Consider the following 15,374-nt stretch of genomic DNA (forward strand, 5'->3'; position numbering starts at 1 on the left):
CGGGTCCATGCACCCGGGGGCATCAACGCGCTACCGAGTCCGCGTGCAGTGCTTCATTGAGCTCGTCCACGACGATTGCCCAGTCGGCATCTTCCTTCAGCTGCTCACCCAGGAACTGGCGCTGGGCGGGTGTCCAGTAGTCTGCCTCGGTCACCTTGACGTCGGCCGGCAACTGGTGGCTGACGATGAAAGCGGCAATGGCCTCGTTGCTTGCGTCCAGTCCCAGCTGTTCGAACAGGGTGGTCATGCGCGATTCGGTGGTGTCCATCATGGCAATCCTTGTGGGGGCGAGACGATGCGGCATTATCGCCAGGCACGGGTGAGGATGGCATCGCCATAATGGGGGGGCAGGCGGTACCGCGATCCAGGTTCGGGTAACCTGCGGCATGGGCGTGTTGGTCCCGTGCCGGGCCCTACGCGGTACTGCCAACTTTTCCTGCCAGAACGCCATGAACGCCAGCGAGACCCTTGAAGCCACCCGCAGCCAGCGCCTGAAGGCCGCCACCCGCGACAGCCACGGCGCGCTGGACCGGCGCATCATGGCCGGGCAGATCTTCGCCGACCGCGATCGCTTCGCCCGCTTCCTGCGCGTGCAGTACCGCTTCCACCGCGACATCGACGCGCTGTATGCGCACGCCGCGCTGGACGCGCTGCTGCCAGACCTGGCCGCGCGCCGACGGCTGCCGCAGGTCACCCGCGACCTGCGCGACCTGGAACAGGTGCTGCCCGCACCGGTACCGATGCGCCTGGATCCGGACCTGCCGCTGGCGGCCGCCCTGGGCTGGCTGTACGTGGCCGAAGGTTCCAACCTGGGGGGCGCCATCCTGTACAAGATGGCCGGCCAGCTGGGCCTGGACGCCGGTTTCGGCGCGCGCCACCTGGCCGTGCATCCGGACGGTGCAGCGCGCCACTGGCGCACCTTCACCGCCGCGCTTGACAGCGTGGTGCTCAGCGCGGCCCAGGAGCAGGACGTGATCGATGCCGCCGACGCGGCGTTCCGCAGCGTGCATGACCATGTCGATCTGGAATTCGCATGAGCGCTGACGCCCGCGCCCGGGTCCGCTGATGCGCTGGCTCTGGTTCTGCCTGGGCTGGATGATGGTGGCGCTGGGGGTGATCGGCGCTCTGCTGCCGGTGATGCCCACCACCATTTTCCTGATCCTGGCGGTGGGCTGTTTCGCGCGCAGCTCACCGCGCTTCGAGCGCAAGCTGCTGGAGCATCCGCGCTACGGCCCGTCGCTGCGCGCGTGGCGCGAGCAGGGCGCGATCAGTCGCCGGGGCAAGGCCTTCGCCGCCGGCGGCATGGCCTTCGGCTTTGCCATGTTCTGCTGGGGCGCGCGGCCGTCGTGGCCGTTGCTGGTGGGGGTCGCGTTGTTCTTCGCCGCCAGCGCGGCGTCTGTGTTGACGAGGCCGTCGCCGCTACCCTGACCCCGGTAGCGCACGACCGTCGGTCGTGCGCCCCGGAAAGACGTTACAACAACGGCACCAGCAACAACGCCACGATGTTGATGATCTTGATCAACGGATTGATCGCCGGGCCTGCGGTGTCCTTGTACGGATCGCCAACCGTATCGCCCGTCACCGCGGCCTTGTGCGCCTCGCTGCCCTTGCCGCCGAAGTGGCCGTCTTCGATGTACTTCTTGGCGTTGTCCCAGGCACCGCCGCCGGTGGTCATCGAGATCGCCACGAACAGGCCGGTCACGATGGTGCCGATCAACAGGCCACCCAGCGCGCGCGGCCCCAGCAGCAGGCCCACCACCACCGGCACCGCCACCGGCAACAGCGACGGCACGATCATTTCGCGGATGGCCGAGCGGGTCAGCATGTCCACCGCGCGGTCGTACTGCGGCTTGCCGGTCCCTTCCATGATCCCGGGAATCTCGCGGAACTGCCGGCGCACTTCTTCCACCACCGCACCGGCGGCGCGGCCCACGGCTTCCATCGCCATCGCGCCGAACAGGTAGGGGATCAACCCGCCAATCAGCAGACCGATGATCACCGTGTGGTCGGACAGGTCGAAGGCGAACACTTCACCCGCATGGGCGGCCTGCAGGTTGTGGGTGTAATCGGCGAACAGCACCAGCGCGGCCAGCGCCGCGGACCCGATCGCATAGCCCTTGGTCACCGCCTTGGTGGTGTTGCCCACCGCATCCAGCGGATCGGTGATGTTGCGGATTTCCGGCGGCAGTTCGGCCATTTCGGCGATACCGCCGGCGTTGTCGGTGATCGGCCCGTACGCGTCCAGCGCCACGATCATGCCGGCCATCGACAGCATCGCGGTGGCTGCGATGGCGATGCCATACAGCCCGCCGTGCAGGTGCGCCAGCCAGATCGCCAGGCACACCGCGATCACCGGCAGCGCGGTCGACTTCATCGACACCCCCAGCCCGGCGATGATGTTGGTGCCATGGCCGGTGGTGGAGGCCTGCGCCACGTGCTGCACCGGCTTGTACTGGGTGCCGGTGTAGTACTCGGTGATCCACACGATCAACCCGGTCAGGACCAGCCCGATCAGCGCGCAGAGATACAGGTTGAACGCACCATGCGCGTTGTCCGGCATCAGCTGCAGCGTGATCGGATAGAACGCGATCGCGGCCAGGACGCCGGACACGATCACCCCCTTGTACAGCGCGCCCATGATCGACCCGCCTGGCTTCACCTTGACGAACAGGGCGCCGATGATCGAGGCGATGATCGACACGCCGCCCAGCACCAGGGGGTACAGGATGGCATTGCGCCCGGCCTCGGCGATCATCAGGCTGCCCAGCAGCATGGTGGCGATCACCGTCACCGCATAGGTTTCGAACAGGTCGGCGGCCATGCCGGCGCAATCGCCCACGTTGTCGCCCACGTTGTCGGCGATCACCGCCGGGTTGCGCGGATCGTCTTCGGGGATGCCGGCTTCGACCTTGCCCACCAGGTCGGCGCCCACGTCCGCGCCCTTGGTGAAGATGCCACCGCCCAGCCGGGCGAAGATCGAGATCAGCGACGAGCCGAACGCCAGCCCGACCAGCGCATGCAGCGCCGCGCCGGTGTCCAGCCCCAACCGCAGCAGCAACGCGTAATACCCGGCCACGCCGAGCAGGCCCAGCCCGACCACCAGCATGCCGGTGATCGCGCCGCCGCGGAATGCCACGTCCATCGCCGCGCCAAGGCCGTTGCGCGCCGCTTCGGCGGTGCGCACATTGGCCCGCACCGACACGTTCATGCCGATGTAACCGGCTGCGCCGGACAGCACCGCACCGATCGCGAAGCCGATCGCGGTGTACCAGCTGAGGAAGACACCGACGAGCACGAACAGCACCACGCCGGCGATGCCGATGGTCAGGTATTGGCGGTTGAGGTAGGCGCGCGCGCCTTCCTGGATGGCAGCGGCGATTTCCTGCATGCGGGCATTGCCGGCCGGTTGCCGGAGGATCCAGCGTGCCGACACGATGCCGTAGAGAATCGCGAGAATGGCGCAGAACAGCGCCAGAGAAAGCCCATAACGTTCCAGCATGTCCCCTCCCGGGTGATGGATGGCATCCAGTCGACGGACGAACCTCACCACGTGGGGCACAACGGGCTGCAACGATGGACCGACCCGTTCAGACCGTACCCGGTCATCAAGCGTGTGGCTTTGTTCAGCAATCCTGGAGCGCCCCCCGAGTATGCAATGAAATGCCACGTTCTGCCCATCGCATGCGCCGGACCGCATGGCGAGCCCCAACTGCCGGCCGCACGAGGTTGTAGCGCCGACCGTTGGTCGGCTCCGCGGTTCGCGCACACCCACCCGCCCCGGCAGAACCCCCTTGCCACCCCGTTCATCCCCCCCAAGCCACCCTCACTCCACCCCAACGGAGGCTTCCCGCATGTCCCCCCGCCACCTCATCCTGCTGGCCCTGCTCCCCTGCACACCCACCTTCGCCGCCGAAACCCCCGAACTGCAACGCCCGACCGGCACGCCGCAGGCGGTCAACGCCGTGCACACCCTGCGCCAGATACCCGAAGCCTGCGCCCGCCTGGAAGGCAGCTTCACCGGCGACGCCGCGCAGCCTTACCGCTTCAACGTGGTCCGCACCAGCGCGCAATGCCAGCCGCGCGCCCGCTTCGTCGACTTCGAAAAAGCGCAGCCCAGCGCGGCCAAGGGCTGGAAACTCAACGACGTGATCCGCGTCCCCAGCGCGGCCTGCCCGGCGCAGCAGGCGGTGGTGCGGGTGTGGCGCCTGCCGGTGGCGCAGACGCCGCAGCTCGACGGCCAGGGCCAGTCACGCATCTACCTGGAGGAGGCAAAGAAGCAGGCCGCCGCAGGCAAGACGGCCCAGATTCCCATGTTCGCCGCGCAACTGAGCGTGGAAGGCACCGCCTGCCGCTGACGTCACGCCTCGAAAGCTGGCAGCTTCTTCCTGACCGCCACGTTCTTCAGCGTCACGTACTTCGGCAGGCCATCGGCGCCATAGGGCAGCGGGGCTTCGCCCTTGATCAGCGGCGACAGGTAGGCGCGCGCCTTGTCGGTGATGCCGAAGCCGTCACGGCGGATGAAGCTGGCCGGCATCTTTTTCTCGTGATTGGCGACCTTGTGTAGCGGCGCCGCTTCGATCTTCCAGCGGTAGGGCGCATCGCTGCCGCGCACGATCACCGGCATCACCGCGTTCTGGCCCTTCAGTGCGTACTGCACCGCGGCCTTGCCCACCGCCTGCGCCTGGTCCCAGTCGGTCTTCGATGCGATATGCCGCGCCGACCGCTGCAGGTAGTCGGGCAGGGTCCAGTGCACCTTGTAGCCCAGCGCGTCCTTGACCCGCGCGGCCAGCTGCGAGGCCACGCCGCCGAGCTGGGTGTGCCCGAACGAGTCCTTGCCGCCGCCGGCGTCGGCCACGAAACGGCCATCAGCGGTCTGGATGCCCTCGGAGGCCACCACCACGCAATGGCCGACGCGTTCGACCACCTGCTTCACCTTGGCCAGGAATGCGGCTTCATCGTAGGCGCGCTCGGGCAGCAGGATGATGTGCGGCGCCTCGTCGGGCCCGTTGCCGGCCAGCCCGGCCGCCGCCGCCAGCCAACCGGCATGCCGGCCCATGGCTTCGTACACGAACACCTTGGTCGAGGTCTCGGCCATGGCGGCCACGTCCAGCGCCGCCTCGCGCACGGACACTGCCGTGTACTTCGCGGCCGATCCGAAACCGGGGCAGGTGTCGGTCACGGCCAGGTCATTGTCGATGGTCTTGGGTACGCCGATGCAGGTCAGGTCGTAGTTGAACGCCTTGGCCAGCTGGGACACCTTCCAGGCGGTGTCGGCCGAATCGTTGCCGCCGTTGTAGAGGAACCAGCGCACGTCATGCGCCTGCAGCACCGCCAGCAGGCGCTCGTAGCGGGCCCGGTCGGCGTCCAGCGATTTCAGCTTGTAGCGGCAGGAGCCGAACGCGCCGCCCGGGGTGTGCGCCAGGGCCGCGATCGCCGCGGCCGACTCCTTCGAGGTGTCGATCAGCTCCTCGCGCAGGGCGCCCAGGATGCCGTTGCGTGCGGCCAAGACCTTGATTCCCTTGGCCCTGGCGGTGCTGATCACCGCCGAGGCGGTGGCATTGATGACGGCGGTGACGCCGCCTGACTGGGCGTACAGCAGGGTACCTTTGGACATGTCGGGACCTTTGTCGGGGGGAGGGACATTGCAGGGACATTACCGGTATGAGGTAAAGTGGTGTATTGCGGTGCAGCGTGATTGGGGGCATTCCCGGGGCGCGCGCCCTTCCATTTTTTACCAAGTTGGAGTCAGGTTGATGCGATTGGTTCTGTTGGGACCGCCCGGTTCGGGCAAGGGGACGCAGGCGACGCGCCTGAAGGAACACCTGAACATTGCGCACATTTCCACCGGTGACCTGCTGCGCGCCGAAGTGGCTGCCGGCACCGAGCTGGGCAAGCAGGCCAAGGCCGTGATGGACGCAGGCAACCTGGTGTCCGATGACATCCTGCTGGGCATGCTGGAATCGCGCCTGGGCCAGGCCGACGTGGCCAATGGCTTCATCCTGGACGGTTACCCGCGCAACGTGGCCCAGGCCAATGCGCTGGACGCCGTGCTGGCCAAGATCGGCCAGCCGCTGGATGCGGTCGTGCAGCTGGACGTGCCCAGCGAACTGCTGGTCGAGCGCATTGCCGGCCGTGCCCAGGAACAGGGCCGCGCCGATGACAATCCCGAATCGGTGCGCAAGCGCCTGCAGGTCTACACCGACCAGACCGCACCGGTGGTGGATTTCTATGCGGGCCGTGGCACCCTGGCGCGCGTTGATGGCGTTGGCGGGCTTGCCGAGGTCGAAGCCCGCATCCAGGCAGCGCTCAAGCGCTGACAACCTACACGCGCACGCCCGGTCCAATCGGAGCCGGGCGTGCGGTGTAGAGCGCCAGCGATCGGGCCTGCTCAGAGCCCCACACCATGAGCCCCCCCTGGGGATGGCCTCTTGGGGAGTAGGACCATCGGGGGTAGTGCGGCTGGCGCGCTGAATTGTGTACGTGTTCACAGTACACCGCTATCGGGAATTCCCTGACAGCGCGCGCAGAGCCACGCGCTGTCGTCCCACAGTCTGCTTCGCAAACAGTGGGCCCCATTGCCTGTTTCCATACCCCGGCCGCTTCGCGGTCGCCCCCTGACGCCGGGGGCTATCCCCCAGATGCTTTGCGACTCCCCTTCAGAGTGGGCTTTGGGCGACAATCGGGCGATGAGCACGATCCACATTCTTGGAATTGCCGGCACCTTCATGGGCGGCGTGGCCGCCCTGGCGCGGGAACTGGGCCATACGGTCCGTGGCAGCGACCAGGCGATCTATCCGCCGATGTCCACCCAGCTGGAACAGCTGGGTATCGCCCTGGACCCGGGCTATCGCGCCGACAGCGTGGCCCGCGATTGCGATGAAGTCGTTGTCGGCAACGCGTTGTCGCGTGGCAACCCGGCCGTGGAAGCGGTGCTGGATGCCGGGCAGCGCTACATTTCCGGCGCACAGTGGTTGTCCGAACAGGTGCTGCCGGGCCGCGACACGCTGGCCGTGGCCGGTACCCACGGCAAGACCACCACCACCACCATCCTGACCTGGCTGCTGCAGGCCGCCGGCCGCGAACCGGGCTTCCTCATCGGTGGCGTGGCCGAGGACTTCGGCGTGTCCGCACGCGTGGGGCAGGGCCGGGAGTTCGTGGTCGAGGCCGACGAGTACGACACCGCGTTCTTCGACAAGCGCAGCAAGTTCGTGCACTACCGCCCGCTGGTGGCGATCCTCAACAACCTCGAGTACGACCACGCCGACATCTTCCCGGACGTGGCCGCCATCCAGCGCCAGTTCCACCACCTGGTGCGGACCGTGCCCGCGCGTGGCCGGTTGATCGTCAACGGCGAGGACGCCTACCTGGCGGAAGTTCTGGCCATGGGCTGCTGGACGCCGGTGGAGCGCTTCGGCTTCGATCCGGGCCTGGAATGGCATGCCGAGCTGGTCCATGCCGACGGCAGCGCCTTCGTCGTGCACCACCGTGGCGTGGCCTTGGGCGAAGTGCGCTGGTCGCTGCTGGGTCGCCACAACGTGCTCAACGGCCTGGCTGCCTTGGCGGCCGCACACGCGGTAGGCGTCGCCCCGGCCAGCGTGATCCCGGCGCTGGCGCGGTTCCGTAGCGTCAAGCGGCGCATGGAGGTGATCGGCGTGGCCGACGGCATCACCGTCTACGACGATTTCGCCCACCATCCCACCGCCATCCAGACCACGCTGCAGGGGCTGCGCGCCAAGGTCGGCGACGCCCGCATCGTGGTGGCGATGGAACCGCGCAGCAATTCCATGCGGCTGGGGGCGCACGCCCACGCGCTGGCGCCGTCGCTGGCACTGGCCGACGCGGTGGTGTTCCTGCACCGTCCGGAGCTGGCCTGGGATGCGGCCGCGGTGGTTGCCGCGGTGCGCGGTGCGGCGCATGCCGTGCCGGACACCGACGCACTGCTGGCGCAGCTGCGCGCGATCGCGCAGCCCGGCGACCACGTGGTGTTCATGTCCAACGGCGGCTTCGACGGCGCGCCGCGCCGTTTCCTGGCCCAGCTGCAGGCGCGCTGAGCGACGGGCCATGACCGATTCGATTGCCACCCTGCCGTTGTTTCCGCTGCATGCCGTGCTGCTGCCGGGCGCCGCGCTCGGGCTGCGCGTGTTCGAGCGGCGTTACCTGGACATGCTGCGCGAGTGCAGCCGCAATGCCAGCCATTTCGGGGTCTGCCTGATCCTGGACGGCGACGAAGTGGGGCGACCGGCGACCCCGGCCGCGCATGGCGTGGAGGCGCGCATCGAGGATTTCGACATGGGCGCCGACGGTGTACTGGTGCTGCGCCTGCGCGGGCATCGCCGCTTCCACGTGCGCCAGGTGCGGGTCCGTGACAACGGCCTGATCATGGCCGACGTGGAATGGAGCACGCCCGATCACGACGACGAACTGCGTCCAGAACACGCCCTGTTGTCCACGGTCCTAGAGCACATCATCGAACAGGCCGGCACCGCGTTCGCGCCGGCGCACCCCACCCTGATGGATCAGGCCGCCTGGGTTGGCTGGCGGCTGGCCGAGCTGCTGCCGCTGGAAGAAGCGCAGCGCCTGCAGCTGCTGCAGCAGGACGACCCGCACCAGCGCCTGGACGCGCTGCTGCGCTGGATGCCGGCCAACGCAACGCCCATCGACGAGAACTGGTAACCCGAACCGGGTGACCCCGACCGATAGATCACGACCGGTAGATCACGACCGTTGGTCGTGATCGCGCTCAATACGTCCGCACCCGCAACACCGGCATGCCGGTCTCAGGATGTGTATCGACCTCCTGCGGCAGTTCTTCCAGCGCCTCGCGCACCGCCTTCAACGACGGATCGATGCCGCGCATCGGCCGCCACATGCCGATCAGGTGGAAGTGCTGCTGGTAGTGCAGCGTCTGCGCGCTGCCCAGCCACAGCGGCTGGTCCCCCGGCTGCAGCTGGGTGGATGCTGGCCACAGGCGCAGTGCGAAGATCTCGTTGGGCGCATTGCCCGGGCGCAGCAGCAGCAGCGATTCGACCTGCGTGTCCAGCGTGGCCGGCAGCACCGGCACTTCGTCCGGCGTGGCCGACTTGTCCAGCATCAGCAGCGCCTGTTCCCAGCCGGCCTGCGGCTGCACGTGCCAGCCCTGGCTTTCCAGCCGCTCGCGCAGCGGCGCCAGCGGCCCGGCCACCTGCACATCCAGCGGCCAGCGCTGGTCATCGTCGAATTCGTTGCGGCGCGAAGGCTGCGCGCGCCACTGGCTGCCCCACCAGTCCTGCGCGGCCACGTTGGCCGGTGCCGGCTGCGCCGGTTCGAAGCGTTCCAGCTTCACCGCGATGTTGCGCGGCGCGTACCACAGCGCGGCGACCGCGAAGGTGCCGTAGAACAGCCACGACACCGGCTTGACCCAGAACGAGCGGTTGAAGCGGCGGCGATAGGCGATGCCCAGTACCAGCAGCCAGAAGATGCCGAACAACATGCCGCCGACCACATCGCTCAGCCAGTGCGCGCCCAGGTACAGCCGCGCGAAGCCGATCAGGCTGACGATGATGCCCGAGAGCAGATACGGCCATACCCGCGTACGCCCGGGCAGCTCGCGCGCGATCAGCACCGCGAAGAAGCCGAAGGTGATGGTGGCCATGGTCACCGACACCGACGGGAAGCCAAAGCCGCTGCTGGCATCCGGCGGACGCACCACGTCCACCGTGGCCCCCAGCAGCTTGGTCAACACCAGGCCAAAGGCCAGCGCGGCCAGCCAGTGCGCGGCCGCCATCCAGCGCCGGCGCCAGACCAGGTAAGCCATCGTGACCGCCGTGGCCGGCAGCAGCACCGGCCAGGCGCCCAGCGAGGCCAGCGCGGCCATCGGGTAGTCGGCCAGCGGGTTGCGCAGCGCCAGCATGGCCTGGTGCACGGCCAGGTCCAGGCGCAGCGGCTCGCCATGCGCGACCACCGCCATCAACAGCGCGAACCCGCCCCAGCCCAGCAACAGCAGCATCAGGGCCAGCATCGCCAGCGGTACCGATTCGCGCCGTTGCGGGTCGAACACCGACACCGAATAGCGGCCCAGGGTGGGGTGGCGCTGCGACCACTGCAGCAGGCTGGCCAGCCAGCTGTCCATCCGCGCCGCCGACCAGCGGTAGCCGTACAGCACGATCGCCCACACCACGCCCATCATCACCCCGACCAGCGCCAGCACCATCACCAGCCGGCCGGCCACCGCCGCCACTGCATCGTAGGCTTCGCCCAGCACCCAGCCCGGCGCCAGGAACAGCACTGCCCAGGAAATGCTGGCCAGCCCGCTGGCCTGCACGTAGCGCATGGCCGGCATGTCCATCATGCCGGCAATGGCCGGCACGAACGGGCGGATCGCGCCAACATAGCGCGCCACCAGGATGCTCTTGAACGCATTGCGGCGGAACATCGTCTCGCCGCGGTCGAGCAGCTGCGGGTAGCGGCTGAACGGCCACACCCCACGCAGCCGGTCGCCCCAGCGCCGCCCGATCCAGTAACTGATGCCGTCGCCGGCGAACGCGCCCAACGCGGCGCACGCTACCGCATACGGTCCGGAGATCTGGCCCAGGCCGATGAACACGCCTACCGCGAACAGCAGCGGCAGGGCGGGCACGATGGCGCCGAGCACGATGACGGCATCGCAGAAGGCGATGAGGAAGATGACCCCGCCGGCAAGCACGGGGTGAGCTGAGATCCACGCAAGCGTGGCATCGATCCATGACGAGTCCATCGGGGGATTATAGAGGGGGCAAAGTGACTGACTCCCGGCCAGCGGCCGCGAATGTGCGTGATCTGTCGGCAATGAGCGCGATCAGCCGCCTAGAATGGCGGCCATGAATCGACCGCTCCCGCCCGCCTCCCAGGCCCTGAAGGCCGACAGCTTCGGCCGCATCCTGCTGATGGAAGAGGGCGGCCGGCGTTTCGTCCGTCGCGACCTGGGCGCCACGCCGTGGTGGCTGCGCCTGCCGGCCTGGTGGCTGGCGCGACGTGAAGCGCGCGCGCTGGCGCACCTGGACGGCATGCCCGACACCCCGGCGCTGCTGGCCTGGAACGGGCGCTGGCTGGACCGCAGCTTCATGGCCGGTGATGCCATGTACCAGCGCCCGCCGCGCGGCGACCTGGCCTATTTCCGCGCCGCACGCCGGTTGCTGCAGAAGGTGCACCGCCACGGCATCGCCCACAACGACCTGGCCAAGGAAGCCAACTGGCTGGTCCGCGACGACGGCAGCCCGGCGCTGATCGACTTCCAGCTGGCGGTGATCGGCAACCCGCGTTCGCGCTGGATGCGGCTGCTGGCCCGCGAGGACCTGCGCCACCTGCTCAAGCACAAGCGCATGTACTGCCGCGAATCGCTGACCCCGGTGGAAAAGCGCGTGCTCAAGCGCCACTCGTGGGTGCGCGACCTGTGGTTCCGCACCGGCAAGCCCGTATACCGGTTCGTGACCCGGAAGATCCTGCACTGGGAAGACAACGAAGGGCAGGGCCCGAAAGCGTAGATGCGTTCGCACAGGGGGCGACACTGCGCACCCCGGTGGTTACCGACCGTTGGTCGGTAGCCACGCCTGCGGCGCCGCAGGCGCGGCATACTTGGCCCCTCATGAATTCGCGGGAGCAAGGCACGTGGCCAGTCTGCAAGGGAAAACCCTGTTCATCACCGGCGCCTCGCGCGGCATCGGCCTGGCCATTGCCCTGCGCGCCGCGCGTGACGGCGCCAACGTGGCGATCGCGGCCAAGTCCGCCGTGCCCAATCCGAAGCTGCCCGGCACCATCCACAGTGCCGCCGAGGCGGTGACCGCCGCCGGCGGGCAGGGCCTGGCGCTGAAGTGCGACATCCGCGAGGAGGACCAGGTACGTGCGGCAGTGGCCGCGACCGTCGACACGTTTGGCGGTATCGACATCCTGGTCAACAACGCCAGCGCGATCTGGCTGCGCGGCACGCTTGATACGCCCATGAAGCGCTTCGACCTGATGCAGCAGGTCAATTCACGCGGCAGCTTCCTGTGCGCGCAGGCCTGCCTGCCGCACCTGCTGCAGGCACCCAATCCGCACATTCTTACGTTGGCACCGCCCCCCAGCCTGGACCCGAAGTGGTGGGCGCCGCATACCGGCTACACGCTGGCCAAGATGGGCATGAGCTTCGTCACCCTCGGCCTTGCGGCCGAGTTCGGCCCGCAGGGCGTAGCCGTCAACGCGTTGTGGCCGCGCACCGTGATCGCCACTGACGCAATCAACATGATTCCCGGCGTGGACGTGGGCGGCTGCCGCACGCCGGAGATCCTGGCCGACGCCGCGCACGCGGTCCTGACCCGCGAGGCGGCGGGTTTCAGCGGCCAGTTCCTGCTGGATGACGAGGTGCTCGCGCAGGCCGGCATCACCGACCTGAGCGGTTACGCAGTAGACCCGTCACGGCCGCTGTTGCCGGATCTGTTCCTGGACTGATCGCGCGCCAAGCGCCCGGGAAAATCCGCGTCAGCTGGGGCATGATTCTGTTGCGTGGCAACCGCGCGCCGCGCGGCACGGTGCCGGTCACAGACTGTTGACAAACGCCGTGAGCACTTCCCTGCGATGTTCAGCCACATTCTCGAGAACACGAAGATTGTTCTCGGCAGCGATCAGTCCGTTCATCGCCCGCTCTTTGGCCACGCTCGCCACGTGCAGCATCTCATCGCGCGATTCACCAGGTGGGACGACTTCAAGCACGTCACGCTCCCATTGATTCGTGCGGTTGAGCGCGGACCGCGCGTCGATCACCGTGGTCCGCGCCTCAATCACGGCCGAATTGTTCACCGCGATGGGCGCGGCCGCAGAGGGAGCCAAGGCGGCCGGGCTCGATTCGACGCGCGACCCGGGCATGGGGCTCGACGAGTACAAGGGGTGCTGGGTGGAAAGATGGGCAGCTTGCATGAATTCGGCGGGTACGCAGCAAACGGGCAGATAGTGTCCGCTGAAGGGTGGCAATGGGCCTCCAGATTCCGATCATTGCGATTCAAGTCGTATTGCGCTTCGGCGGCAAGGGGCGTGGGGCTACGTGTTCATTGGTTCCGGCAGCCGCTCACCGCACTGGCGGCAATGCTTCGCATCCGGCTCATGCCCTTCCAGCCCGCACTGCGGGCACCCGCGCGCATCGCGCTTGGACGCGCGTTCGGCATCGCGCATGGTATTGGCCAGCTCCGCGGTGTAGATGCCGGTGGGCACGGCGATGATGCTGTAGCCGATCAGGATCAGCACCGAGGTCACGAAGCGCCCCAGTACGGTCTGCGGCACGATGTCGCCAAAGCCCACCGTCGCCATCGTCACCACCGCCCAGTACATCGCGCTGGGAATGCTGGTGAAGCCATGGTTCGGCCCCTCGATCACGTACATCAGGGTGCCGGCGATGATCGTGATGGTGATCACCGTGAACAGGAACAACAGGATCTTGCGACGGCTGCGCCACAGCGACTCCATCAGCACGCCGCTTTCTTCGATGTAGCGGGTCAGCTTGAGGATGCGGAACACGCGCAGGATGCGCAGCGCGCGCACCACCAGCAGGCTCTGCGCGCCGGGAATGAACAGCGACAGGTAGGTGGGCAGGATCGAGGCCAGGTCGATGATGCCCCATATGCTGAACGCGTAGCGCAGCGGCCGCTTCACCACCACCAGCCGCAGCAGGTACTCGGTGGTGAACAGCAGGGTGAAGCCCCACTCGACCACGTACAGCCAACTGGCGTGCTCGATGTGGAAGCGCTGCACACTGTCGAACATCACCACCAGCACGCTGGCGATGATGGCGTAGACCAGCAGCAGGTCGAAATTGCGCGACGGCCGGGTGTCGTGGCGATAGATGATGTCGAACCAGGTCCGGCGCCAGCCGGATTCGGTGGCGGGGTTCAGCTGGGGGGCGCGCAGGGGGTGCATGGGCCGCATTGTGCCCCAGCCGGTGGAGGGGGAGAATGGACCCCCTTCCCGGACCCCTCGGACCCCTGACCGCCATGACCGCTGCTGCCCCCGATCCGCTCCTGTCCCTGTCGCATTACTACCTGCCGGTGTACAAGCCGCGCCAGGTGGTGCTCGAACGCGGCCAGGGCGCCCGCGTCTGGGACAACCAGGGCCGTGAGTTCATCGACCTGGCCGCCGGCATTGCCGTGTGCGGCCTGGGCCACAACGATCCGGACCTGAAGGCCGCGCTGATCGAGCAGGCGGGCAAGCTGTGGCACACCAGCAACGTGTTCTACAGCGAACCGCCGCTGCGCCTGGCCGAAGAGCTGGTCACCGCCTCGCGCTTTGCCGAGCGCGTGTTCCTGTGCAATTCCGGCGCCGAAGCCAACGAAGTGGCGATCAAACTGGTGCGCAAGTGGGCCTCGTCGCAGGGCCGTCCGGCCCACCAGCGCGTCATCGTCACGTTCCGCGGCAGCTTCCATGGACGCACGCTGGCGGCGGTGACCGCCACCGCGCAGCCGAAGTACCAGGAAGGCTACGAGCCGCTGCCCGGTGGTTTCCGCTATGTGGACTTCAACGATGAAGTGCAGCTGGAAACGGCGATGGCCGCCGGCGACGTCGCAGCGGTGATGCTGGAGCCGATCCAGGGCGAAGGCGGGGTCATGCCGGCCAAGCCGGGCTTCATGAAGCGCGTCCGCGAACTGTGCGACCAGCACGGCGCGCTGATGGTGCTTGATGAGATCCAGGTGGGCATGGGCCGCACCGGCACGCTGTTCGCGCACTGGCAGGACGAGGTCAAGCCGGACATCGTCACCCTCGCCAAGGCGCTGGGTGGCGGCTTCCCGATCGGCGCGATGCTGGCGGGGCCGAAGGTGGCCGAGACCATGCAGTTCGGCGCGCACGGCACCACCTTCGGCGGCAACCCGCTGGCGGCGGCGGTGGCGAGGGTTGCGCTGCGTAAATTGTCGTCGCCGGAAATCGCGCGCAACGTGAGCCGCCAGTCGCAGGCGCTGCGCGATGGGCTGGGGAAAATCAATGACGAGTTCAAGGTGTTCAGCCAGGTGCGCGGCCGTGGCCTGATGCTGGGCGCGGTGCTGGACAAGGATTTCGCCGGGCAGGCCGGGGCGATCCTGGACCATGCTGCCGAGCACGGGCTGCTGACGCTGCAGGCCGGACCGGATGTGCTGCGGTTCGTGCCGGCGTTGAACATCAGCGATGAGGAAATTGCCGAAGGGCTGAAGCGGCTGCGTGCTGCGGTGCAGTCGTTCATCGCGTCGCGTTGAGGATGGGCCGCTGACTGACGGTGGCCGACTGAGAGCAGCCGACTGAGAGCAGCCGACTGAGAGCAGCCGACTGAGAGCAGCCGACTAACTGTGTAAACCCAGTACGTTGTTCAGCGGGATTCTTGAAATAGGCGGCTGGTTGCCGATCCCCATGTGGGGTCGGTGCCAGTT

15 protein-coding genes are annotated in these 15,374 nt (G+C 67.8%); 9 read left to right on the plus strand and 6 right to left on the minus strand.

Translation table 11 applies throughout. The annotated features are described in order from the left end of the window. Window positions 1–22: 22 nt before the first annotated feature. On the minus strand, window positions 23–268 hold the full coding sequence (locus ACIGII_RS18135; protein WP_399640856.1) for a DUF2789 domain-containing protein: 246 nt from the start codon (window positions 266–268) through the stop codon (window positions 23–25). A 181-nt stretch (window positions 269–449) separates the two neighbouring features. Between ACIGII_RS18135 and ACIGII_RS18140 the strand changes: the two genes are divergently transcribed. Next, on the plus strand, window positions 450–1,037 hold the full coding sequence (locus ACIGII_RS18140; protein ID WP_399640858.1) for a biliverdin-producing heme oxygenase: 588 nt from the start codon (window positions 450–452) through the stop codon (window positions 1,035–1,037). A gap of 28 nt (window positions 1,038–1,065) precedes the next feature. Then, a complete protein-coding gene (locus ACIGII_RS18145; protein ID WP_399640860.1) occupies window positions 1,066–1,428 on the plus strand; it encodes a YbaN family protein in 363 nt (120 codons plus the stop codon). A gap of 43 nt (window positions 1,429–1,471) precedes the next feature. Here ACIGII_RS18145 and ACIGII_RS18150 read toward each other — a convergent pair whose 3' ends face one another. Next, the gene (locus ACIGII_RS18150) at window positions 1,472–3,499 is read right to left on the minus strand and encodes a sodium-translocating pyrophosphatase (protein WP_399640863.1); all 2,028 of its coding nucleotides are present in this window, start codon (window positions 3,497–3,499) and stop codon (window positions 1,472–1,474) included. Window positions 3,500–3,851: 352 nt separating this feature from the next. Between ACIGII_RS18150 and ACIGII_RS18155 the strand changes: the two genes are divergently transcribed. Continuing rightward, window positions 3,852–4,355, plus strand: coding sequence for a hypothetical protein (locus tag ACIGII_RS18155; RefSeq protein WP_399640864.1), 504 nt, complete (start codon window positions 3,852–3,854; stop codon window positions 4,353–4,355). Between the two features lie 2 nt (window positions 4,356–4,357). On the opposite strand, the gene ACIGII_RS18160 is transcribed toward ACIGII_RS18155, so the two are convergent. Beyond that, window positions 4,358–5,614 (minus strand): 6-phosphofructokinase, encoded by a 1,257-nt coding sequence (locus ACIGII_RS18160; protein WP_399640866.1) that lies wholly within the window; start codon window positions 5,612–5,614, stop codon window positions 4,358–4,360. A gap of 139 nt (window positions 5,615–5,753) precedes the next feature. Between ACIGII_RS18160 and ACIGII_RS18165 the strand changes: the two genes are divergently transcribed. The 3 genes from ACIGII_RS18165 (at window position 5,754) to ACIGII_RS18175 (ending at window position 8,673) form a co-directional block, all read left to right on the plus strand. Then, window positions 5,754–6,317, plus strand: a complete 564-nt coding sequence (locus ACIGII_RS18165; protein WP_399640868.1) for an adenylate kinase — start codon at window positions 5,754–5,756, stop codon at window positions 6,315–6,317. Window positions 6,318–6,686: 369 nt separating this feature from the next. Then, a complete protein-coding gene (mpl, locus tag ACIGII_RS18170; protein ID WP_399640871.1) occupies window positions 6,687–8,051 on the plus strand; it encodes a UDP-N-acetylmuramate:L-alanyl-gamma-D-glutamyl-meso-diaminopimelate ligase in 1,365 nt (454 codons plus the stop codon). Between the two features lie 10 nt (window positions 8,052–8,061). After that, on the plus strand, window positions 8,062–8,673 hold the full coding sequence (locus ACIGII_RS18175) for an LON peptidase substrate-binding domain-containing protein (RefSeq protein ID WP_399640874.1): 612 nt from the start codon (window positions 8,062–8,064) through the stop codon (window positions 8,671–8,673). Between the two features lie 67 nt (window positions 8,674–8,740). Here the strand turns inward: ACIGII_RS18175 and ACIGII_RS18180 are convergent, their stop codons facing one another. After that, entirely contained in the window at window positions 8,741–10,732 is a 1,992-nt protein-coding gene (locus ACIGII_RS18180) for a bifunctional DedA family/phosphatase PAP2 family protein (RefSeq protein ID WP_399640876.1), read from the minus strand. A gap of 103 nt (window positions 10,733–10,835) precedes the next feature. Here ACIGII_RS18180 and ACIGII_RS18185 point away from each other — a divergent pair, with 103 nt between their 5' ends. Next, the gene (locus ACIGII_RS18185) at window positions 10,836–11,498 is read left to right on the plus strand and encodes a serine/threonine-protein kinase (RefSeq protein WP_399640878.1); all 663 of its coding nucleotides are present in this window, start codon (window positions 10,836–10,838) and stop codon (window positions 11,496–11,498) included. A gap of 124 nt (window positions 11,499–11,622) precedes the next feature. After that, window positions 11,623–12,441 carry an SDR family oxidoreductase gene (locus ACIGII_RS18190; protein ID WP_399640881.1) on the plus strand — a complete coding sequence of 273 codons (819 nt, stop codon included), beginning with the start codon at window positions 11,623–11,625 and terminating at the stop codon, window positions 12,439–12,441. 87 nt (window positions 12,442–12,528) lie between these two features. On the opposite strand, the gene ACIGII_RS18195 is transcribed toward ACIGII_RS18190, so the two are convergent. Next, entirely contained in the window at window positions 12,529–12,906 is a 378-nt protein-coding gene (locus ACIGII_RS18195) for a hypothetical protein (RefSeq protein WP_399640884.1), read from the minus strand. A gap of 120 nt (window positions 12,907–13,026) precedes the next feature. Beyond that, complete coding sequence (locus tag ACIGII_RS18200) at window positions 13,027–13,899, minus strand: ion transporter (protein ID WP_399640886.1); 873 nt, start codon at window positions 13,897–13,899, stop codon at window positions 13,027–13,029. A 74-nt stretch (window positions 13,900–13,973) separates the two neighbouring features. Between ACIGII_RS18200 and ACIGII_RS18205 the strand changes: the two genes are divergently transcribed. Further along, complete coding sequence (locus ACIGII_RS18205) at window positions 13,974–15,203, plus strand: acetylornithine transaminase (RefSeq protein ID WP_399640889.1); 1,230 nt, start codon at window positions 13,974–13,976, stop codon at window positions 15,201–15,203. The last annotated feature ends 171 nt before the right edge of the window (window positions 15,204–15,374 follow it).

The sequence above is a fragment of the Stenotrophomonas sp. NPDC077420 genome (assembly GCF_044543385.1).
Lineage (GTDB): Bacteria > Pseudomonadota > Gammaproteobacteria > Xanthomonadales > Xanthomonadaceae > Stenotrophomonas.

Excerpts from the sequence above, each read along its gene's own strand:
- ACIGII_RS18135 (WP_399640856.1), bottom strand. The coding sequence starts at position 268 with ATGGACACCACCGAATCGCGCATGACCACCCTGTTCGAACAGCTGGGA.
- ACIGII_RS18185 (WP_399640878.1), top strand. The coding sequence starts at position 10,836 with ATGAATCGACCGCTCCCGCCCGCCTCCCAGGCCCTGAAGGCCGACAGC.
- ACIGII_RS18180 (WP_399640876.1), bottom strand. The coding sequence starts at position 10,732 with ATGGACTCGTCATGGATCGATGCCACGCTTGCGTGGATCTCAGCTCAC.
- ACIGII_RS18155 (WP_399640864.1), top strand. The coding sequence starts at position 3,852 with ATGTCCCCCCGCCACCTCATCCTGCTGGCCCTGCTCCCCTGCACACCC.
- ACIGII_RS18205 (WP_399640889.1), top strand. The coding sequence starts at position 13,974 with ATGACCGCTGCTGCCCCCGATCCGCTCCTGTCCCTGTCGCATTACTAC.
- ACIGII_RS18195 (WP_399640884.1), bottom strand. The coding sequence starts at position 12,906 with ATGCAAGCTGCCCATCTTTCCACCCAGCACCCCTTGTACTCGTCGAGC.
- ACIGII_RS18200 (WP_399640886.1), bottom strand. The coding sequence starts at position 13,899 with ATGCACCCCCTGCGCGCCCCCCAGCTGAACCCCGCCACCGAATCCGGC.
- ACIGII_RS18160 (WP_399640866.1), bottom strand. The coding sequence starts at position 5,614 with ATGTCCAAAGGTACCCTGCTGTACGCCCAGTCAGGCGGCGTCACCGCC.
- ACIGII_RS18140 (WP_399640858.1), top strand. The coding sequence starts at position 450 with ATGAACGCCAGCGAGACCCTTGAAGCCACCCGCAGCCAGCGCCTGAAG.
- ACIGII_RS18150 (WP_399640863.1), bottom strand. The coding sequence starts at position 3,499 with ATGCTGGAACGTTATGGGCTTTCTCTGGCGCTGTTCTGCGCCATTCTC.
- mpl (WP_399640871.1), top strand. The coding sequence starts at position 6,687 with ATGAGCACGATCCACATTCTTGGAATTGCCGGCACCTTCATGGGCGGC.
- ACIGII_RS18145 (WP_399640860.1), top strand. The coding sequence starts at position 1,066 with ATGCGCTGGCTCTGGTTCTGCCTGGGCTGGATGATGGTGGCGCTGGGG.
- ACIGII_RS18165 (WP_399640868.1), top strand. The coding sequence starts at position 5,754 with ATGCGATTGGTTCTGTTGGGACCGCCCGGTTCGGGCAAGGGGACGCAG.
- ACIGII_RS18175 (WP_399640874.1), top strand. The coding sequence starts at position 8,062 with ATGACCGATTCGATTGCCACCCTGCCGTTGTTTCCGCTGCATGCCGTG.